9 protein-coding genes are annotated in these 22,790 nt (G+C 62.2%); all 9 read right to left on the reverse strand.

Translation table 11 applies throughout. From position 1 onward, the window contains the following. Positions 1 to 25 precede the first annotated feature (25 nt). Positions 26 to 808, reverse strand: a complete 783-nt coding sequence (locus FHU13_RS22630) for a thioesterase II family protein (protein WP_210287802.1) — start codon at positions 806 to 808, stop codon at positions 26 to 28. Between the two features lie 14 nt (positions 809 to 822). Then, the gene (locus tag FHU13_RS22635) at positions 823 to 2,616 is read right to left on the reverse strand and encodes a fatty acyl-AMP ligase (protein ID WP_183438108.1); all 1,794 of its coding nucleotides are present in this window, start codon (positions 2,614 to 2,616) and stop codon (positions 823 to 825) included. A 78-nt stretch (positions 2,617 to 2,694) separates the two neighbouring features. Then, positions 2,695 to 2,958, reverse strand: a complete 264-nt coding sequence (locus FHU13_RS22640; protein ID WP_183438109.1) for an acyl carrier protein — start codon at positions 2,956 to 2,958, stop codon at positions 2,695 to 2,697. Then, a complete protein-coding gene (locus tag FHU13_RS22645; RefSeq protein WP_183438110.1) occupies positions 2,949 to 4,964 on the reverse strand; it encodes an acyltransferase domain-containing protein in 2,016 nt (671 codons plus the stop codon). The genes FHU13_RS22640 and FHU13_RS22645 overlap by 10 nt, the downstream gene beginning before the upstream one ends. Then, a complete protein-coding gene (locus FHU13_RS22650) occupies positions 4,961 to 7,942 on the reverse strand; it encodes a type I polyketide synthase (RefSeq protein WP_183438111.1) in 2,982 nt (993 codons plus the stop codon). Before FHU13_RS22650 ends, FHU13_RS22645 begins: the two co-directional genes overlap by 4 nt. Positions 7,943 to 7,971: 29 nt before the next feature. Next, a complete protein-coding gene (locus FHU13_RS22655) occupies positions 7,972 to 12,993 on the reverse strand; it encodes an aminotransferase class III-fold pyridoxal phosphate-dependent enzyme (RefSeq protein WP_183438112.1) in 5,022 nt (1,673 codons plus the stop codon). Positions 12,994 to 13,042: 49 nt separating this feature from the next. Next, the gene (locus FHU13_RS22660) at positions 13,043 to 14,335 is read right to left on the reverse strand and encodes an NAD(P)/FAD-dependent oxidoreductase (RefSeq protein WP_183438113.1); all 1,293 of its coding nucleotides are present in this window, start codon (positions 14,333 to 14,335) and stop codon (positions 13,043 to 13,045) included. 50 nt (positions 14,336 to 14,385) lie between these two features. After that, positions 14,386 to 21,219: an SDR family NAD(P)-dependent oxidoreductase gene (locus tag FHU13_RS22665; protein WP_183438114.1), complete on the reverse strand. Its 6,834-nt coding sequence runs from the start codon at positions 21,217 to 21,219 to the stop codon at positions 14,386 to 14,388. A 55-nt stretch (positions 21,220 to 21,274) separates the two neighbouring features. Beyond that, positions 21,275 to 22,015 carry an SDR family oxidoreductase gene (locus tag FHU13_RS22670; RefSeq protein ID WP_183438115.1) on the reverse strand — a complete coding sequence of 247 codons (741 nt, stop codon included), beginning with the start codon at positions 22,013 to 22,015 and terminating at the stop codon, positions 21,275 to 21,277. Positions 22,016 to 22,790 lie beyond the last annotated feature (775 nt).

The raw sequence follows: 22,790 nt of genomic DNA on the forward strand, positions 1-22,790 counted from the left end.
CTGAGGTGCGGCAGGGTAGATGGATTTAGTCGCAAGCCGCCGCGAGCTGCTCTTCGATCGAGGCAGACGCGACTCTACCGGCGATGCGGTCAGCCTTGTCGAGTATCGACGCTGGTTGCTCCAGTGGAGCGAAATGTCCGCCATCGATAAGGGATAGGGACAGCTCGCCGGCCGAGAGGCGCGACCAGCCGAGCAGTGACTCGAATTTGACGGCGTGATCGTGGATGGCTCCGACGACGTGCAACGGTATTTGGAGCGGCGCCCGGGGACGGAACCAGTAGCTCCTCAGCAGATCGAAATCAGACTGTAGGATCGGACGCATCATGGTCATGTAGGCGTCGTCCCTCAGGATCGATTCCGGAGTGCCTGACAGGTCCTGCAGGTACTTCCTCATGGCCGACATCGACGAGTCGGGCAGATCCCTTCCATGTTGATCGACGTCGGGTGACTGGCGGGCCGCTGCTACCAGCCCGATTGCTTGTCGGCTGCCTCGTTCGCGCATGGCGTATGCCGTTTCATAAGCCAGCAGCGCGCCCAGACTGTGCCCGACGAAGATGAGCGGCTTCTGGGGTAGGTGAACTGCCTCTTCTGCGAATTGGGCAGCCGCCTCGTAGACGGACGAGGCAAAGGTCTCGCCGTAGCGCCGCCCCCGTCCCGGAAGTTCGGCTGCGAGAAGGCTGTAGCGTCCCTCCACGTGCTTCCGCCACGGAAGAAAGGTTTGAGCGCTTCCACCGGCGAAATGGAAGCACACGAGGCAGGGCAGCTCTGGGGCGTCCTCCCGGAGGACGGCCCAGGATCTGCCGAGCATGCCTGGCTGGACGCTCACGCGGCCGCGCCGACGGGTTCCAAGGCGCTGAGCGCGCCGTTCACGTAGATCTGACGCATCAGGCCGCGCTGTACCTTTCCGCTGGTCGTCTTGCACATGCTCGACGGCGGGATGAACAACAGTCGATGCAAGGTGACGCCGTGATCTGCTGCTACCGCCTGTCGAATCGCTCTCTCGATCTCCGCTCCCTTCTCAAGCAGTGCCCGTTTCAGAGAGCGGTCGATCTCAATGGCGGCCACGATGAGCTGTCGATCATCGTACTCGATGTTAAAGACGACGGACGAAATTGTTTTTGATTCACCGCGCGCAGCTAGAGCTTCGCTGATAGTGTACTCTATATCCTCGGGGTGTACGTTCCGGCCTTCCGAGATGATGAGGTCTTTGATCCTTCCGCAGATGTACACCTGTCGGTCTTCCGGATGGATGAAGCCTAGGTCGCCGGTCCGCAGATAGTTCTTTCCAACATCATCCTCCGTGTGTGCCCTGAAGGTGCGCTCCGACTCTTCGGGGTCCTCCCAATAGCCGATCCCGACCGTCGGACTGTGGATCCAGATCTCGCCGACCTTGCCCGCCGGTAGTTTGCGTCGGGTTTGCGGATCGACGGCGATAGCCTCCACTTCCCAAGACGGCTCGCCGCACCCCACGAGCAGCCGACTCTTGGCCGGATCTGTCGGCAGCCGCACGCGCCGATGCTGCTCAAGTTCTTCGATGTCGACCGCAGCGTAGCGGGGTTTCTTGCCGACCGGACCAGCGGACAGGAACAGAACCGCCTCCGCCATGCCATAGCATATCAGGAAGGTCTCAGGCCTGTAGCCATGAGGTCCGAACCGCTCGGAGAACCGATCCAGGGTGCTCGGTCTGACGATGTCCGAACCGTTCAGCGCGAGACGCCAGTTGGACAGGTCGACCCCTTCCATCCTTGTGGGTGCGTAGCGCTCGGTGGCCATGTCGAATGCGAAATTCGGGCCTCCGGCTACCTCTGCCTTGTACCGGGAGATGATCTGGATCCAAAGCATGGGCTGTCTGACGAAGGTAGCCGGCGTCATGAGAACGGTGTGGTTTCCGATGACGACCGGCAGAAGGACCGCGCAGATCAAGCCCATGTCGTGATGGTGCGGCTGCCAAAACACCATGGTTGAATCTTGATTCAGCCGAAGGGTGTCTCGGATCATCCGGCAGTTGGTCGTCACGTTGCCGAACGTGATCATCACGCCTTTGGGGTTCGATGTTGAACCCGAGGTGTACTGCAGGTAGGCGACCGCCCCCATGTCGACCGTGGAGGGCTGTTCGGGAAGGCGATGCGGGCCATCCTCGAGAGGCAGCGTATCGGTCGCGATCCAGTGCAGTGTCTCGGCTTTCGTTCCTTCGAAGCTTTTGCGGAATTCCGGAACTTGGTCAGAGGGACCCATGGCGACCTTCGCACCGCAATCGGTGACGATGTTGACCGAGCGGTCGACACGCCGACGGGCGGGAAGGTTGGAGGGGACAGCTACGCGCCCAACCATCAGGCAGCCGATGAAGGCGGAGATGAAGTCGAGGCCGGGCGGGTAGAACAGCATGATGCGATCTCCGGGATCGCTCACTGCGGAGAGACTTGCGCCGACGGCCCTGCAACGGCGCCAAAGATCGAGGTACGTCAGCCGGCCGCACTCTTCGCCATCGTCGTCGAGGAAGGTGAAAAGTGTTTTGTCGGGAGTCAGCCACGTGCGGATCGCGAGGACATCGTGAACCGGCAGCGAGCCCGCTGCGGAGAACAGTTCGAAGTCGGTCATCTCCGATTTTGCAAACATCGTGTGCTCCCTGCCTAGAAGATCGATTGATTACGATTTGCGCAGCACCTCTTCCCGCCGCCCGGCGGGTGCCCGACTCTACGCGGCGTCCGAGGCGGGGCCCCTTGCGGCGATGGCCTCTGCAAGTCTGGAGATCGTTGGATTTTCGAACAGCATGCTTTGCTTAATCCTCGTCTGTAATTCCTCCTCTAGTCGGCCGACGAGCTTCATGCCGGACATCGAACTCAACCCGAACGCTCCGAAGTTCAGGTCATAATCCACGTCGGACTCTGGGATGCCGAGCTCCTTTGAGATGAAACCGGCAATGTATTTTTCGATCCGATCAGCACCTGTCAGTTCCACGGCCGATCTCCTTTCGCGACTTGAATTTCGCCTGCCGGCATTCCAGGAATCAGAAGGTCGGCTATGGCCGACGCTCTCAGGCTTCGGCTCGGGTCCGACCCGCGGAGGCCAGACCACTCCCGGAAGCGCGGGAATGCGGGATCGCACGGCACAGTCCTGCTCCCGAAGACAATGGCCGCCGCTTCTCTGAGCGTTCCTCTCGCCTCGTGGGCCTCCGACTTTCCGAACCGTTGTGGGAGTTCTATCCCCAGCTGAGAGATCACGTCGTAGATCTCCGCTATCCCGGCAGTTCCGCGCAGGTATAGATCCTGGAGGGATTTGATTTCCTGAGCGGTCGTCCCGCACTCGAGCCAAAACATCGATCTCGAGGCGAGTTCGGGGAACCACCAGTCGGGCAGCGTCTCCACCAATCCTTCCGCACCGCCGTAGATCGCGTGCCTGGCGCCATCTGGCAGATGGGCCTCTTCGGCGAAGATCATGGTGGAGCCGGAATGGATGAAATCGCACCCCATCGAGAATGCCATGGCCGCCCCGTCACGACTGCTGCAGACTCCCAGCACGCCGATCAGGACACGACCCGCCGGCCGGCCTCTGTTGCGATGCTCGGCGCGGATCGCCAGGAGTTCGCGCAGCAGATCGAGCGTTCCTCCGCCGGCCGATCGCCAGAACCCCATGTCCACGCACAGAGCGGCTGCGAAAGGCTTCCCGTCTCCAGCGGCCGGCTCGAGGAAGCGGTCGGCTGCGGCGCGGCAGCCGATTCTTGCCAGCACTTGGCCGACGGAGCCGTCCCTGTAGCGCGCTGCCGCTTCGGAGGGCCGTTCGAAGCCTCGAATCTCGATCGCCGGTACGTTTGACCGGATGAACAGATCGATGAGAACGTCCTCCCGTCCGGGATCAAGCGGAGAGGGCGACAGACATGCTCCGTAGCGTCGGCCGACGGCCGGATCGGAAGCAAGCGACTTCAGGCCGTCCTCGACCGCCGCAAGAGGCAAGTCTTCGGTATCCAGGAACCCGAACGCCCCTGCCGACGCGAGTGCGCGCACGAGATCGACGCCGGCCATGCCGCGTCCAAGTCCGCCTCCGACCAGAGGGCGGCATCCGAAGACCTCGCCGAAGGAGGGTACCGTGCGCGAGCCGGCGGAGCGTGCGAGAGGCCCGGCCGGCGAGCGGCTTCTGATCTCGGCCACCATCTTCGTGAGAACGCCCGGGGAGGGAACCTCCTCGAACTCGTCGGCCCCGGCCGCCGCGAGGGCTTCCACGCAGTGCGACCAGAGCACGGGACTGGCGATCTGCGCCGCCAAGATGTCTCGAAGGTCCTCGCCGGCATGCAACCGGCCGGTGACGTTGAGAGCCACAGGAATCCTCGGACGTCCGATGCGGATGCCCGCAAGGAAGCTGCGGAACCGGTCCGATGCCTCCTGCATCGCAGCCGTGTGGAACGCGCCGCTGACCCGGAGTCTGACAGCTCTGTGCCCCTGATCCGCGCACTGCCTTAGAAGCGTGTCGAGTTGCTCGACAGGCCCGCCCACCACGGTCTGGGTGGGCGTGTTAAAGTTGGCGACCGAAAGATCCTTCAGGCCGGCGGCGGAAAGCAGCGAAGCGACCACCTCACTGGGTGGACCGACGACCGCGACGAGCCCCCCTCCGTCTGCCTGCCCCATGAGGGCGGCACGGTGTTGTACGAGGGTCAGACCCGTTTCGAAATCAAAGGTGCCTGCAGCAGCGAGAGCTCCGATCTCGCCGACGCTGTGTCCGGCCAGAAAGTCCGGCTCCTGGAGTCCCGCCTTCCGCCGGTCGTAGTAGGCGAGCATCGACACGACGAAGATCGCGGGCTGGGTGAATGCCGTACGCGAAAGCTCGTCCCGAGGGTCATCCAGGCACAGTTCCTCAAGGCTGTAGCCCAGGATGCGGTCAGCTGCCGCGACCATGAGGGGGTAGCGGCCGAAGAGTTCTTGGCCCATTCCCTTCCGCTGTATGCCCTGGCCCGGAAAGAGTACGGCTTTCATCGGCCGGCTCCCGCGGCTCGGGAGCGGAGCTCCGTTCGGCCCACCGGCGCGAGCGAGAAGTTGCGAGTCAGGACATCTGTCAAGCCGAGGGCGGGTTTGCTACGATCGTTGCGGGCCCAGACCGATATCGTCCCGTCCTCAGTCTGAGCGATATCGATGCGCACGACATGGTCGTAGGCGTCTGCATCGAAGCGGAGCATCCCGACACGCCAGATCATTCCAAAGCCGCTCGGCGACAGAGCGGGATCCAAGAGCCACCCGATCCCCAACACCACCGTGGAGATGAGGGCTGTCCAGAAGCGCCCGTCCTCAGCAGCAGTCCTGTGGAGGTCGACCTCGAAGCCGAGATGGCCGCGACCGATGGCGACACGGCGGACGCATCTGTAGCGTGCGTCGGGCTGAAAGCCCGCTCGTTCAAGCATCTTGTAGAACTCAGAGCCGTCAACGGTCCCGGTGCATTCGGCCGAAGGCTGGGGAATGAAGCCGGGTGCTACAGATGCCACCCTTGCTTCCAGCAGGGCAGCGGTCGTTGGACCCTCGGCGATGCAGTGGATGACGGCCTTCTCCCCGTCCCCGGACTTGCGGGCCGTAGCCCCGGCCTGAAGGTCGCAGGGGCGGCCGAGGCCGATCCGATCAGCGGCCCCCGCCCGAGAGCCGCTCCGCTCCAGATGTTCAACGAGAACGGGCAGAGCGACCAGGGAAGACGGGAGGCCTACCGTGGATGCCCCCCAGCACTCCCGCCAGGCGACGGAAATGGGTAGCAGACGCCTTCCCTCTCTCGCCTCAAGCCCACCCTCATGCAGATGCGTGACGTTGGATCGGCTCTTCTGGCCTTGCTCTTCGGCTTCGGCGGCAGGAGCCGGAGCGGTCGATCTGAACCAGATGCGCTTCAGCTCGAAAGGATAGGCTGGCAGAGGGGTTTTCGCCGGCAGTGGGAAGTCGGGATAGATGCCGGCCCACGGGGTTTTAGGGGCTTTGACCAGCCCCCAGTACTCTGCCCATCGCATCAGATGGTGTTCGGATGGGTGACCGGATGACGGCTCCGGCGGGACGAGTTTCTCGCCTCTCCCGCGCAGCGTGAAACGCTTCCACTCGCCGTCGGCATCGGCGAGAAAGCTCTCGAGGCGCTTGGTCAGATCCGAAAGGCCACGAACCACGAATGCGAGCCGCTCGGACATCGGCTCTCTGCCGAGCATCAGCGTACGGGTGATCGAAGGCACGCTGATCGAGCGCTTTGCATTCTCCGGAAGCGTGGTCCCGCTGATCAAGCGGGACACGTCCCTTAGCACGAAGCTCGACGGGCGCCGGGCGATGCGCTCGGCCACTTCCTCGACCGTCACGCAGTCGCGGACGTCGGCAAGGGTCACCCGCCGTCCCGCAGTCGTCGACAGCTGCTCAAGAGCACGTGCAAGCTTCGTCGGGCTGACCACATTGGCCGCTAGGTCTGCCGGTGCGGCATCCGGGGTCCGAGGGATGGCGAGCGCGTCGTAGAGTTCGAGCGCAAGCTGTCGTTGCCGGGCCGTTCCCTCTGCATACTGGACGACGTCGAGGAGCTGCGCGGCACGCGCTCTCAGTCCGGACTCGTCCCTGGCCGACAACAGAATCAGGAACGGACGCCCCTCTCCGTCGACGCCCCGCTGCGCGGCTGAGTCACCTCCTTCGAGAACGACGTGTGCGTTCACCCCCCCGAAGCCGAAGGAGCTCACACCTGCACACAGCGGGACGCCACGTGTTTGAAGAGGGACGTTACGTTCCGGAATAGCGAGGTGTGAATCGCCGATTTCTATTTGCGGATTGAGGTGCTCGAAGTGCTGGTTTCCCGGCAGCTCCGATCGCTGCATCGAAAGCACCGCCTTGATCACGGCTGCGATCCCAGCTGCGGCTTCGAGGTGGCCGATGTGACTCTTGAGGCTCGAAACGTATATCGGAGGATCGCCATTCGGCCTATCGCTGCCGCCGGAGAGGGCAAGCGCCTTCTTGATCCCGTCGATCTCGATAGGATCTCCGAGCGGCGTCCCTGTGCCGTGAGCCTCGATGAACGCCGCATTTTCGAGCGGCAGGCCGGCCCTCATCCAGGCATCCCTGATCACTTCTGCCTGGGCGTCCGGGTTGGGAGCGGTAAAGCTGTGGGCGCGGCCTCCGTGGTTCTCCGCGCTTCCTCGGATCAGCCCGTACACGTAGTCTCCATCGGCCAGCGCAGCCGAGAGAGGGCGAAGGACCAGCGCCGCCACACCCTCCCCGCGAACGTAGCCATCCGCTCCGGCATCGAAGGTTCGGCACCTACCGGTTGGACTCAGCATCTCGGCTTTGGAGAAGGCCACGTAGAGCTCGGGACCGAGAAGCAGGTTCACTCCACCCACCAGAGCGAGCTCGCATTCCCCGTCTCTGAGCGACGCGACGGCCCGGTGAAGAGCGACGAGCGATCCCGAGCAAGCAGTGTCCACCGCGCTGCTCGGCCCTCTCAGATCGAAATGAAACGAGACCCGGTTCGGGATCGCGGTTAGCGCCATGCCGGTGCCTCGATATGCATCGACCGGCACGCGATCGCCGCGCAACAGGACCGGATAATCCGCATTCCCCACCCCTACAAAGACGCCGACCTTGCGGCCTGCTAAATCTCGTGCAGCGAAGCCTGCATCTTCAAAGGCGCTGTGTGCGGTCTGAAGGAACAATCGCTGCTGCGGATCCATGCTCTCGGCTTCACGCGGCAAGATCCCGAAAAAGCCCGCATCGAAGCAGTCGACGTGCTCCGTGAAGCCGCCCCAGCGGCTGTAGGAGGTTTCACCTTCCGCCGACTTTTCCCCATGCAGCCTCCTCCAGTTCCATCGGTCGCCGGGAATTTCCCCCACGACATCCGTTCCGGCGACAAGGTTGCTCCAGAAAGCGGCCGTGTCGGCCGCGCCCGGAAAGCGGCCATGCATGCCAACGATGGCGACCGGTGGCGCGCTCTTGCCATCACTGGTGGCGGCAGTCTTCATGGTGCGGGCCCTTGTACCTGCCGGAATTGTCACTGATGGCTGGCCATAGCGCCGAAGAAGAATTTCGGTGTCGCTTTCGCCTTGCGCATACGCTTGTGCCCACGCCGCATTTCCAATTGCATGTCGCGCATATACGTCGGCCCGTGAAGATAATACTGGTTTCGAAGACTCTTTACGTACTCGCGTTCAATTCTGGTGCGCTCACGTTCGATTTCTGCCTTCTGATCCGCAACCGAAGGCAACATGTACTCGCCCGCGAAATACTGGGCTGCGAGTTGACCCTGTCGTTCCATGATATCCAAGAAACCCCAGGTGATCGCCTGAAACAGCCCAATGAAGACGAGATTGTCTACCTCTGGATGGAATATCCGCTTGTAGAGCTGAACCCTGTTGTCGGGCGTATCGACAATACCCCGGTCCAGAAATGGGAAGGAAGTCTTGTAGCCCGTCGAGCAGATGACCGCGTCAACCTCTAAGCTCGTCCCGTCCTTCATGTGCAACGTCTTACCCTCCGCCCGGCCGACGTCGCTGACGATTTTAAGCTTTCCGTCACCTATCCTATTGACGAGGTTCTCCGACATCGTCGGAAGGCAGGACATCATCCAGTGATCCGGGCGCGGCATTCCGATGTTCTTATGCCGCGCGATGAAGAGGTTGTATGTTGAAGTCATCAGCATCTCATGCAGCGGGTATCGCAAGATTTTTTTGACCCACCACGAATTCAGCGGCCCCAGAGCTTTGTCGATGCGCATGCCAAGAAGGTAGTGAGGCAGCACGTACACGCCCCTGCGCACAGCGAGATATGTCATCGAAGCATCATGGCTGACGTCGACAGCGATCTGAGATCCGCTGTTGCCGATACCGACGACCATGACGCGCTGCCCGCGGTACTCGTGCCTCGTCCTGTATTTTTGGGAATGCGTCACTGTGCCAGTGAAGGTGCCGTTCTTGATGAAGTCGGGAACCGTCGGCTCGTTGTGATGTCCATTTGCGACGGCCAAAGCATCGAAGAGCTTCCTGCTGCCGTTTTCAAGAACGACGTCCCACTTCCCATCCACCCTCCGCGTCGCCTTCGCGACCCTGCAGCCGAGATGAATGTTGTCACGTAATCCATTCTTATCGACGTAGGCTTCCAGGTAATCTTTCACCTGCTGCCGGTTGGGATAGTCTGGGTAATGCGAGGGCATGGGCATGTCCGCGAACTGATAATGCCCTTTGGGCGTATTCATGTTCAGGTTCGCCCAGGTCGAAGTCTGTCGACCCTCGTCGTCGTATGCCCAAATGCCTCCGAGCTGATCCCTCGCCTCATAGCATTCGAACTGGATGTTCTTGTCCTTAAGCGCCTTGGCCATCGAAATCCCGGCGACGCCAGCTCCAACGATGCAGACGGACGTGTATCCGGGCCCGCCGCGCTTCGTTCGAGGCTCGCTCTTTGTCTCGCGGCCGAGGGAGGAGGAAGTTGCGGCAGGCAGATCCGACACGAGGCCGCCGATGTAGGTCGCCGTGCGCATGTCGCCTCTTTCCTCGCAATAGGTCGCGCAGTCGCGCAGCACGCCTGGGATCCCGACCGTAAGTGCTCGGTCGAAGCCGGCGACGATCGCGTCGATTTCATTGCGGGTGATGGTGAGCGGAGGTGCCAGCCGAAGGCAGTTGTTGTGCAGTGGGCAGACGACGGTGGCGACGCCGCCGTTGGCATCTCTCAACATCCACCCCCAGAGGAGATAGCCGAAGCTCTGCCGGACAAACTGCGGTTGCGCGTCGAGATTCAGCTCGATGGTGAGAAGCAGCCCCTCTCCTCGGACGTCGGCGACTATGGGATGACGGCTCTGTAGCGCCTCGAGAGCCGTGCGGAGGTAGATTCCGTTCGTGCGCGCCCGTTCCAGCAGTCCTCTGGCCTGGATGTCCTCCAGCGAATGCAGCGCCACGTGTGCGGAGAGCTGACACACGTGCATCCGTTCCGCCGCACGGGCCCAAGACGGATGTGCCTTGTAGGCAGCGCCGAGGAGGGTGTCTCGGGTAAGCACGCCGCCGATCGGCAGAACTCCGTCCGTTAATGCCGTACCGAGGACCGCGATGTCCGGCTCACGCAGCGTTCGTGCACTGTGGATCATATGTCCGGTCCACAGCGCCGTCTGCGTCTCGTCGACCGCGACCAGATACCCTCCACTCCCTCGCATGCCCTCGACGGTCTCGAGGAGCTCGCTCGGGAGTGAACGGGTGGCGTTCCCCTCGACCTGGATCGTCTCCAACCAGACCAGGGCAACGTCGCCGCCGGCGAGTTCTTCCTCAAGCTTCGCTCGCGCCTCGGGGTCGTCCGGATCAATGAAGACGGTCCGTGCGTAGACGGGCTGGAAGGGAGTTCGAAAGCTGTCGAACAGGGCGTCCCGTGCGACCGCGGCAGAGGCCAGCGAGAAAGCGGCTCCGCCGGTAAAAGCGACGATCTTCGTCCGTCCGCCCGATCCGGCAAGGCCGAGGGCGAGCGCCGTATCGATCGCTGCAACATAGCTCGGAGCCTGCAGAAAGACTTCGAAGCCGGTTGTTGCGTGCAGGAAGGAGCGTAGGTCCGCATTGTAGTCGCGCTCGCGGGAGTGAGCGCCGGCCACCTCGGTCGCGATATCGAGCGGATTGATGCCGCGGGGGCAGGTCCCAACGTTCGAAAGGCAGTCGACGATGTCTCGCGGCGGACGATTGGCCAGTACCATCCGGGACCTGGCACCGCGTCCCTCGTAGAACCGGGCGTCGAAGCCGTGCATCCGCGCGACCCGGGCATAGCCCGAGTTCCCGTATCTGCTGTGGGCCTCGTAGTTTGCTTCCGGGTCGCTCGCGATCCGGCGAAACTCCCGGACCCTGGTTGCGTCCAGCGGCAGGTGTTTCGCGAGATGCTCGAGCACCACCCGGGCTGTGAAGCCGAGATTGGCCATCGGGTGTCGGACGTAGCCCTCGTTCGGCGTCATCAGCCAGGGATTGGCCACGTGATCGCCCACGACCATGGCCGCCGCCGGCACCTGGAAGCCTCCCAGAGCTTCGCCGAGCACGACAATGTCGCTACGTTCGGGCATTCGGACGGAGAGCCAGTCGGAAGGAAGTGTCCCCGGATCGTTGCGATCGATGAGGATGCTCGTCAGGGAAGCTGCCTTAGCCATGGCGAGAAAGCGCCCGGCATCCTCGATCGTGTCCTGCGGGTCGGCCACGTAGGCGAGCGCCACGATTTCGTGCGCGCCTGAGCCTGCAAGGATGCCGCTGGCGGCCCCGAGGTCGCTGACGGACTGGATGCCGGGAACAAGAGCCCCGGATGTGCCCATTCCGAGTGGGTCGAAATGCCGGATGACCCGGTCCGTGCGATCCACCAGGAGGATGCCGCCGCGGCTGCTGCCCGAACGGTTTCGTGCGAGGTGCCGAGCGAACCTGAAAGCGGAGTCGACCGCCTCGATCCCCGAAGTCAGGAAATAGGACCTCGTCGACCTCTTCTCCCCCTTCGACGCTCCCAATCCCGCATCGAGCAGCAAGGCGGCTTGGGCGACTGCGGGGGAAAGCATGATCGTGTGACCCTGCTCGCCCGAGCGGACGTATTCCGACAGGAGCTGTAGAGTCTCGTCAGTAGCTTCGCTGCAGATGGCAGGGGAGCCGGGATCCTCGGCTCCGTGGACCGGCCGTCTACCGTGCGCCTCGGCCAGAAAGTCGAGCACCGCACGGTTGAACTCTTCGTGATGGGTGAAGCCGACGAGGTGCCCGGCATCACGGAACTCAAGGAGCCGCGCATTCGGAATTCGCGCCGACAAGGCGGAGGAGTAGGCCGGCGTCATGTACCGGTCGTCCTCTGCGGAGATGACAAGCGTCGGCATTCCCAACCGTCCGAGAGCACTTCTGAAATCGAAGCCTTCAACCACTCGCCCGTAGGTCGGAAGCGCGGCCATCGGCCAGCCGCGGTTGACCTCCATGAAGCGGGGGCTCTTCTGCAGTTCCTGCATCAGGCTGCGGAAGTCGCCCACTCCATCCGCCGACGATGTGCTGACGCAGACAGCCAGAGCCGAGCAACGCGCGGGATGCCGGAGAGCGAACGCCTGGGCCAGGACGCCCCCGAAGGAGTAGCCGAGGACCGGAGCCGCTTCAGCGATCCCAAGCTCTTCGAGTACCTGGTCGACGTCATCAACGAGACTGTCGAGGGTGACGCCATCGTACAGCGAGGCGCCGCCGCATCCCGGCATGTGGAACATGACGAGCCTGTGTTCGGCTCCCCATTGTTCCAGCTGGAGCTGCCACATGACGCTGTAGTGCATGACGAGGCCGCCGAGCAGCAGGAGCGGGCGACCTCGGCCGAAGGTAGCACATTCCAGCTTCCCGCCGCCGCGCCGCTGGAAGCGGTGCAGTTCGGCGGCTTCCACGAGGGGACGGCATCGGCGCAGATCCTCCACGGAAGGTTCGCGGTCGGCCGACTTGTGGAAGGCAATCACCCTATCGAGTGGACTGCGGGCCTCAACGGGTTCCGAGGCGGGGCTCGCAGCCGGTCCGCGAGTAGGGGATGACATCGACTGCCCGGCATCGCCCCAGAGTGCCTCTATCGATGAAAGGTCGCCCACTGGGTCAGGCGAAGGGCGAACATGCTTCGGGGGAATGGCAGGCGTCGCAGAGGGCGCTTTCGCGACGAGGCGAGGAAGGTGGCTCGAATACTTCCTTTCCAGTTCGGTTTTATGGCTGGAAAGGAGATAGTCCGCAAACGAGTCGATGTTCTGGAATTCGAAAAAGATCGTCGGCGGCAGCGACAGTCCGTACTTTTCGGTAAACAGGGTCGCCAGCTCGGTCGATGCGATAGAGTCGAGACCGTAGTCCATCCATGTCCTGCTGGGCGACAGATCTTCCAGCTGAAGTTTCAACACGGACGCGATCAGCAATCCGAGATCTTGAACGATGCGGGCCTTGAGATCGTCCGCGCCGTTCGGCGCAGACTGCCTTGTGCCGATGGCGTCGAGCATGCTCAGCGCCTCTTCCGCACTTATCTCCCCGTCCGCGGCCAAGCGGTCGGAACCGACACGGTGGTCCTCGAAGTGCGTCATGACTACGAACCTCGTGAAGAGCTGAGATGAATACCGTCGGTCAAGACGTTCATTGCCGGAGCTTCGCGGACAAGAAATTCATGGTCTTGATGAACTTCCAGAGATCCACTTCGTGAGAGTGGCGTTTGGTTCGCATGAACCGCTCCTGCCCGAGATCGACAGGCGCATTCTCGCGCTTCAGCAACTGGAATTTTTGCCAGCCGGCCGTCGCCCCGGCACGTCCCTGAAGATAGGCCGCCGTAAAACTGCCGAGTACGTTCCCGACGTTGCCGAGACCGGACGGCGTATTGAGGTACCCGACATACAGTAGATCATCATATCTGCGTGACGCAACCTTTAAAAACGCGGATTTTAGATCCTCTGCCGCGTCAAAATCAGATTTGTTAAAGAACGGAAGGTCTGGATCGTACCCGGTAGCCCAGATGATGATATCTATTTCCTCCCTTTTCCCGTCAGAGAACTCAATCCCTCGGCCTGACATCTGGACAATGTCGCCAACAGGAGAAATGTCACCATGACCTATGTGAAACAGGATTTGCGAGTTCAGAATCGGGTGAGCTGATTGGATGCCATGATCCGGGGGAGGCAGGCCGAAATCTCGGCCATCGAAGCCGGCAAGCCGGAAGGTCTGGGTCACGTGCTCCCAGTACGCGTCCGGATCGGAAAACTCCGGGGCGATGTCCATCAGCCACTCCTGCGTGGGACGCCCGGCGATGAACTTCGGCATGTAGTGGTAGCCACGTCTCGTGGAGTGGAAGACCTTTGCTGCGCCATGGACGGCGTCGACCGCGATGTCGCAGCCCGAGTTCCCTCCTCCGACCACCAGAACCCGCTTGCCGTCGAGCATGCTGCTCGAACGGTATTCCACCGCGTGGATCGTCTCCCCGTCGAATCGGCCAGGGTAGAAAGGAATGCTGGGCCTGCGCAGGAGACCCGAGCAGACGATCAGAGTGCCATAGAAGGCGTCTCCCCCTTCCTTAAAGCGGAGACGCCAGCCGCTACCGTCGTGGCGCGCCGATGTCACGGTGGTATCGAACCTTATGTTCCTCTGGACGTCTGCAGAGGCGACGACGGATTCGAGATATCCATGCATCAAGGAGTGGTGCGGATAGTGTGGATAGCTGTCCGGCATTGGGTAATCTGAAAACTGAGTGTTGCGCTTGGAACTGATCAGGTGCGCAGACCTGTACATCTTCGAAGCCGGTCCGTCCGGCTGCCAGTTTCCACCGACCCTACTCGTTGATTCGAGAAGGTCGAACTCGATCCCTTCGCGGCGCAACGCTTTTGCGATGCCTATTCCGCTTGCACCGGCCCCGATGATACCAATCCGTTCCTGCCTCATTTCAGATCCACTTCTTGCCCGCGGGATTTCAGGTGTCCGGTCAGTCGCCCTTAGCGCATGGCAAGGAGCAGCTCTCTGGCAGTCTCCTGCGTCATATCCCCGGCCTTGACCTTCGCGATGATCCCGCTCGGCGTGAGATCCGGATCGATGGCCTTCGACGGTGACCTGTGCAGGTCGACCACCGCCCTGTCTGGACCCTCGTTCTCTGCGGGTAGGTTGCCGAGCCAGAAGCGCCTGCGCTGAAACACGTATCCGGGCAGCGGCACGCGCCTCCACGGCGCATCCGGCGGGGGAGGGGGCCCACCGTCGACCCAGGCACGCGCTTCCCTGTAGATGGCGTCACCGTGGACGGTGGGCTGCAATCCTCCAATAAGGATGCCGAGGCGCTCGAAGTCGCCCGACGCGGCTCCTACGTTGCTGTCCGTGCGAAGGAACAGGGCGAGTTTCCGGCGGAACTCATCGAAGTCGGCCGCTATGATCGCGAGCCGGTGATCGCCGTGGTACCTACCGTGACGAAGGGTCAGCGCCACGTCTCGCAGGGAGAAGTACCGGGAGCCGATCCAACACTGCCCGGCGTCCGGAGAGATCTCCCCCTCGCGTTCGAGATGCTTGAGAAGAACACGGGCAGTCTCCCGCAACTGACCTTCGTTTGCCGATGAGAGCAGCAGGGCGACAGGCTCCCTTGAGGGCGCCTCCGGCATAGTCGGGTCGTCCCAACTTTCCACGACAAGGTGGGCGTTTGCCCCACCGGCTCCGAAGGAGCTGACCGCCGCCAACCTCCGCCCTCGGACCGGCTGCCATTCGGCCTGCTCGCGCTGCACTCGGAAAGGGGTCCGGCTGAAGTCGATGAAGGGATTAAGTTCAGCGGAATGAATGGAGGGTACCAGTCTGCGGTGCTTCATCTGCAGTAGCACCTTCGTCAAACCGGCAATTCCCGCCGCGGATTCCAAGTGCCCGATGTTCGCCTTGATGGACCCGATCGCGCAGGTGCCGCCTTCGGGGAAGCGTTTGCCCAAAGCCTTGCTGAGGCCGCGTATCTCGATGGGATCTCCGAGGCTCGTCCCCGTGCCGTGCGCCTCGATGTAGGAAAGCTCGGCAGGATCCACGCCGCCCCTCTCGAAGGCGCGACGGACCACTTCGGCCTGGGCATCGGGGTTTGGTACCGTGTAGCCGGACGACCGCGCCCCATGCCCGATGTCACTGCCCCGGATCACGCCGTAGATGTGGTCGCCTGCGGCAATGGCTGCTTCGAGCGGGCGCAGGACGACGACGCCGCAACCTTCTCCTGGCACATAACCGTCGCCGCCTACCCCGAAGCTGCGGCAGCGCCCGTCGGTCGCCGCGAACTTCAGCTCCGAGAGCATCCTGTACTTGTAGGGATGTACAGAGATGTTGACGCCTCCGGCGAGTGCGACGTCGCAGCCGCCGCTCCGGAGCAGTTCGCACGCAAGGTGCATGCTGGTCAGCGAAGACGAGCACATGCTGTCGACGGCGAAAGAGGGGCCGTCGAAATCAAGACAGTAGGATACCCGGTTCGCAATGGAGGCGTAGGAGGAGTTGGTAAGAGCGCCCCCCTCCGACGTCCCGGTCGCTCCGAAAAACTGGTATTCGCCGTACATAACTCCGGCGATGACTGCCACCCTACGGCGCGTCCCGCGCTCCGATCCTCCTGACAAGCCTTCGGGCGTGTACCCTGCGTCTTCGACGGCATGCCATGCTGTCTGCAGGAAGATCCGCTCCTGCGGGTCCATGCGTTCCGCATCCCGTGGCGAGATACCGAAGAAGAGGGGATCGAACGTGTCGACGTCGTCGATGAAGCTGCCCCATTTGGCATAGACGCTGCTGCGCTCTTCGCCCGCACCAAGGCGCGGCGGCAGTTCGGTCACCAGGTCGCTCCCTGCGCACAGATGGTCCCACAAGTCCCATAGGTCCGAAGAGCCTGGATAGCGGCCGGCCAGACCGACGATGGCGATGGCCGAACCGTTACCTTTCGTAGGTCCCGCCTCAGGGCTGCCGCCGACCACTGCGGCGCTTAAGGCTAGATGGGATGGCTCCTCCCGAGGCCCATCGTCATCTACGGAGACTCCGGATGCCACGAGTTTTGCGACGTCCAGTGGAAGTTCGTCGATCAGCAGGCGGGCCAGCGCTCGAAGTGTGCGGGCCTCGAAGAGAGCGGTCCTGGCAATGCGCGGGAAACGCTCCTGCAAGCGGTCGCTCATCTCCAGCACGAGCAGCGAGTCTAGGCCGAATGCTTCGAGCGGAGTGTCGGGTTCGATCCGTTCCGGCGCGGTCCCGGTCACACCAGACAGCGTCTCGATCAGGTAGCGAAGAACTCGATCCTCCTGGCCGCCGTTGGCGTCGGCGGTACCGGCTTGCGGTTCGAGGGTGGCGTCATCCGTATTGCCGGTCGGTATTCCTGCATCCTTGATGCCGAGGATGAGGGAGGATCGCTCCCCGTCGCCCTTGATGGGAACGATGAGAGGGCGGTCGCTCCAGGTTGCGGCCGCGAAGAGGCGAACTCCTTCATCGGGTTCCAGGAGATCGAGTCCCTCATCCTGGAGCCTGCGCAAGAAGCGTTCGGAGGCCTGCATCCCTGTGCGGGTGTTCCAAAGAGGCCAGGCGACTGCGACGGTCCGACCCGGAGCGCGGCCTGCCGCCGTCAAAGAGTTGCGTTCCTCGGCGAACCCGTCGAGCCAGCCGTTCGACAATCCGTAAACGCTCTGTCCGATGTTGCCGCAGACGGCAGCGAGGGCCGAGCTGAGTACGAACCACCGCAGCGGATCCTGCCGGGTCATCTCGTCGAGAAGTCGGGCGGACAGAACTTTCGACTTGAGGACCTCATACCGCTCGGTGTCGGTGTGCCTCGTGAAGAACGCATCCTTCAACACGCCGGCGCAGTGCAGGATGCCTGTCAGGCGCCCCAATCGCGACCGGATGTCGGCAAGGGTTTGGGCGAGATCCTCCCCGGAGGAGCAGTCGCATTCCCAGTAGCCGCAATCGCCTTCCGCCATTCGGAGGGAAGCTACAGCTGCCCGGCTATGCTCGTCCGGACGCGAGCGTCCGAGCAAAGCGATTCGTACCCCGCGGTGGTGGGCCAGATGCTTCGCGATGTGAAGCCCAACGGCACCCAGTCCACCGGTGATCAGGACGACATCGCCGGACCGTACGTCGGCATCTCGGCTGGGCAGGTCCAAAGCTGCGTGGCGCCGGACCAGGGGCGTGCCTTTGATGAAGCGGACGTGTCTGACGCCGTCTCCAGCCGTGCGCTTCGCCTCTGCGTCGATGAATAGGTCTAGATCCGCGGCTTGCTCCGCGCCGTCGGTTTCGAGGACAGTGAAATCCAGGCTCGGCGCCTCGATATGAACGGACCGCATCATGGCCGCAGCCGCGGAGGCAGCCGGCCCCTGACAGATCAGGATCACTCTGCAAGATTTTGACGGAGCGTACGCTTCGACGACGCTCTTGAGGAGCGGCATTGCGCTGATGAAAGGCCCAAGGCCGAGATCTTGCTCCCACCCGTGCGGCGAGACGGCCGGTTGGTACCGCAGGTCGGCGACCACTGCGGCGGGGAGCGAGCCATCTGCCTTGAATGTTCTCCAGAGATGCTCGATGTGATCCTTGCGTGCGGGATCGAGCGTGACCGTGCGGCTTCCGTCGATCTCGAATGCTCCGCCGGGACGGAGGCGGACCTGTGCGGTTCTGCCGGTCAGACCCAGACGGATGTCATTGCGGTGTTGTCTTTCGAGGGCGAGAAGCGCGGTAGGAGGCCCTCCAAGTCCGACAGGTGTGTCGGGAGCCCAAACGGGCTCGAAGATGTTGATGCTCCCCTGTGCCCGCGCCGATCTGCCCCGCACAGCTTCGATCCTCTGGAAGGTTAGGGACTTGATCTCCCCAATCACCGCTCCCGAGGGCGCCATGAGGCGGTAGTCGAAAGTAGAACTATCCGATTCCTGTGCGACCGCTTGAACGTGGATCAGAAGGTTGGAGCCAAGATCTCCGTGGATGCGCACGGCCTTGGCCCGTACTGGGATGTGCGGACCATCGAAACCTTCCTCGACCGCGAAGAAGGCGCTTTGAAAGGCTGCGTCGAGGAGCCCTGGGTCGACGGGCAGATCAGTGCCGCCACGCATGCTGCCCGTCGGAAGTTTGGCCTCCACCAGCGCTTCGCCGCGGCCCTTGCTCGCGCGGGCTATGCAGCGGAAGCTTTCTCCGAACACCATGCCGAAGTCGGCGGCGAGCGCGTAGAAGCCGGCGACTTCGGCAGATCGCGTGCACCGCTCCCGAATCGCAGAAATGGGTTCGCGATCCGCTATTGGAGAGCGGCCAGCCAGCTCAGCCCGTGCGGTGAAGTGAGGGGGCCGCGCATCAGACGATGAAGCGATTTCGATCGACAAGCTCGGGCCGAAGCGACGTCCATGGACCGAAAGCTGCTTTGCAGCGGTGGGACCCCAGCGGTAGGGTGACGACCACGCGAGATCCTGGAGGTCGAACGCCCAGCCATCACCCCCAGCCTGTCTGACCAACACGCTGCAAAGGCCCACATAAGCAGTCCCGGGCAGTATCGGGCTGTTTCCGATCACATGGTCTCGGATATAGCTCTCGTCGCCGGTGAGGGTGTGAGACACCACGATCTCGACCTGTTCACTCTGCCTTTCGCGCCCAGATTCCATCCGGATCTCAGGAGGAGCCAAAGCATGCCTATCGCGCAGGAAGGGATAGAGAAGCCCGCCGACAGGGCACGGAAGGCCCTGCCACAGTGTCGGCCAAGCGACCTCTTCTCCTATCGACCAGCGGGCGGCCAAGCGCTCGTCCTCTGAATCCTCGACGCTTCGCGAGCCAAGGATCGCTCCAGTCGCCACTTCTCTCAGGAAGGTGCTGATGGCCGCAGTCAGATCGCGTACGCTCGCCGCAGCTGCCGCGAAGCGGCAGCGGTATGTCGCTCGTCCACACTGCAGGGTATAGGCTAGTCGAAGCAGCGTCGTGCGCTCGTCGCCGGGCTGCACCATCCCGATCCACTTGAGGAGGTCTTGAGCCAGGAGTCGCAATTGTTCGGGCGACTGCGCCGAAAGCGGGAAGACGAGCGGCCCAACGGCGGAGCTGACCGGGACCTCCGGCCCTTCCTCGATGATCGCGTGCGCACATGTGCCGCCCGCACCGAAGGAGCTGATACCGGCTCGCCGACGGCCATCCGACGCCGCTTTCGGCCATGGTCCGAGTTCCTGTGGAACGAAGTAGCGTCCACCATCGAGCTTGAGATCTGGGTTCGGTATCCTTGAATGGATTGAGGGGGCGATCCGGTCGTGCCGAAGTTGGAGGAGCACCTTCACGATGCCCGCGATTCCCGCCGCCGACTCGAGATGGCCGATGTTCGATTTCAAAGATCCGATTGCGCACGGCTGACCGCTATCGCCAAGAGCATCGCAGATGCCGGTGATCTCGATCGGGTCGCCGAGCTTGGTGCCAGTTCCATGAGCCTCGATGTAACCAATCGAATCTGGCCTGAGCGCTGCTCGATCAAGAGCCTTGCGGATGAGTGCAGCTTGTGATGCTGCGCCTGGGACGGTGTACCCGTTCGTTCGTCCGCTGTGGTTGACCGCTGTTCCGCGTATGACACCGAGGATGCGGTCGCCATTCTGCAAAGCGTCGCGCAGAGGGCGAAGTACGACCGCTGCCACTCCTTCCCCCGGGACGAAGCCATCGGCATCGGCCCCGAACGAGTGGCAGCGTCCAGTCGGCGACAGCATCTGGTACTGGCAGAGCTGAACGTATTTGGCAGGATGAAGATAAAGGTTCACTCCGCCAGCGATCGCGGCTGTGCACTCGCCGGCCGCAACGCTTTCAACGGCGAGATGCAGCGCGACAAGCGACGACGAACAGGCCGTATCGACCGCGACGCTCGGACCCGACAGGTTGAGGAAATAGGAAACCCTGTTCGCGCTCGACCATGGCATCGAGGTGGGCACCTCCACACCTCCCGCCGTCCAATGACTCGGGCCCTGCAGGCTGTAGGTGTTGGTAGTTATTCCTACGAAGACGCCGACATTGAGGGCTCCCTCGCGACTGAGGCTTTCCTGCCGTGCTCCAAAAAGAGCTGCATCCTCCATCGCGTGATAGGCACACTCAAGAAACAGACGTTCCTGCGGATCCATGAGGCGGGCATCCCTGGGAGGGATGCCGAAGAACTGGGCGTCGAACTCGTCGACGGCAGGAAGAAAAGCCCCCCATTTGGAATAGCTCTTCCCAGACTTTCTTGAGGCGGAGTCCGCCTCGTAAAAGCCCTCGACGGACCAGCGATCAGCAGGAATCTCGCCTACCAAATCGGCTCCGGACGCGATCAGTTGCCAAAATGCGTCCAGCGAAGCTGCCCCTGGGAACCGCCCCTGCACCCCGATGATGGCGACCGCGTTGTCAGGAGGCAGCCGATCTTGCTGGATAGATAAGCTGGGCGACATCTCATCGCTTTGAGCTGTCTCGTGCCCGGGCCCAAAGTCCGCGAGTACAATTTCCGGCCAGTCTTCGGCCTCCGACGCTGGGGCCGCTGCCTCTGGGACCGGACCCTCCCCCAATTGCCTGGGCGTTGGAGTCGCCTGCGAGAATAGGAAGCCTAATTCCGGCTGATGGTGCGTCAGCAGGTGGTCGCAGATCTCGCCCACCGTTCGGCAGTCGTAAATAAATGATCGCCGCAAACTTTGGATGTGGCGTTCGATGCGAGTGCCAAACGACACGATCGCTAAGGAGTCCATCCCGATTTCTTCGAGACGAGCAGATTGGCCGACCCGCTCAGGATCAAGACCTGTGACGTCGCAAATCGTCGTGGAGACCCATTGCTGAAGCAGAAGCTTTGTTTCTTCCAGATCGTTGAGGTTTTCAGAGTCCATCTGCATTGGCAGCATATCCTCGCAGTCAGGCGGCGACGCTAATTCGCGCGACCACGTGGCTCTACCTCGCGTCTGCTGCGTATAGTGCCGCGAACTGACGCTCAAGTACCTTCGGATCTCTCCGCCATGCATCTGCGGCCTGCCTGGACATCCGGTCTGGCACAATATCCTCTTGATCATCCTCGACACCATCGACAATCAAGCGAGCAACTTCATGTGGATTTGCTTTCGGGATCTCGAAATCGCGGGTCATGTCGGTATTGACGGGACCGGGATATGCGGCCAGAACCGCGATGCCTCGGGGACCAAGTTCCGCTCGAAGAGACTGCGTTAGAGAATGCGCAGCCGCCTTTGACGCGCTGTAGCCACCTGCATCGGGCGAGCTGGCCCACGCCGAAACCGATAGAATGTTGACGATGCCTCCGCCTCCGTTGCGTTCGATGACGCCGGCGAAAGCCCTGATCATTTGCAATGTACCGAAAAAGTTAGTTTCCATATCACCGCGCACGTCCGCTAGGCTTGTGTTGAGCAGCGGACCGCGCGTCATCGATCCTGCGTTGTTGAATAGGAGTGTTACATCGTGAGCTAGTCGTGCAGCTGCGATAACACCGGAGGAGTCAACCACGTCGAGTTGCACGGCAAGGAGGCCCGAAGCTTCTGCTGTTCCTGGCTTCACGCCACGTGGTGATCTCGAAGCGGCGTATACCCGCCGCACACCACGCCTGAGTAGCTCGCTAACCAGAGCGCTTCCGATGCCTCCATTGGCGCCGGTCACGAAAGCGACGCGATCCTTAATGTCCATCTGCTACCTGATCCATTTCTGCAGTGGATAGTCCGGCGAAGACTCGACTCAAGGAGCCATCCAGTGCTCGGAGGAGTGAATTCAACACACGCGGGTGCAGATATTTACTTGCGTAATAATCTGGTTGATGAGCCAATGCGTGGACTTTGGACGCAAGTCCAATGTGGATGCTGCGCTATCCGCTTTCAGCACCCTACCGACTACACAATGCAATCGGGGTTTGGCCCATGATTCGCGTCACCGGCGTCGGAGCAGGGAGAGCCCATACCAACAATGAGACCGATGAGGGGGGCTCTTGAACCGTGCGACGAACCTGACAGGAAAGCCCTCCCCGCCTGAGAGAGTCGATGCTTCAGGAGGCCCTCGGCCTAGCTCAGGACTGCCATCATTGATCGTGTTTGCCGCGGTCATGCCCCCCCCATTTGAAGTTATACCGCCTAAGCGTGCAATTGAGGCCCCGCTGGAGCTGCCCAACACGCGAGCCATGTGCCGGGCTTCCGCGCTTCTAAGAGCTGAGCGCCCCAAGTAGATACATAGGTTGCGCTTCCCCGCGACCATGGTCACTGGCGCAGCACGCTTCGACGCTAATCGGAAGTCACGCCGGGTGATCGGCCGCCCTCGTTTGGGCGCCCCCGTCGCAACACGCTAAGAGTGTAGGCAATGCGTGCTGCGAGGTCAAACGATTCCTCCAAAGAAATCGCGCCTCTGAGGCATGGTTACGTCCTCCGCCTGCAGAAGCGGCCGAGTAGCTGCTGGCATTTTGCATAATCTCAAG

This window comes from Methylobacterium sp. R2-1, assembly GCF_014191355.1.
In the GTDB taxonomy this organism is placed as follows: Bacteria; Pseudomonadota; Alphaproteobacteria; order Rhizobiales; family Beijerinckiaceae; genus Methylobacterium.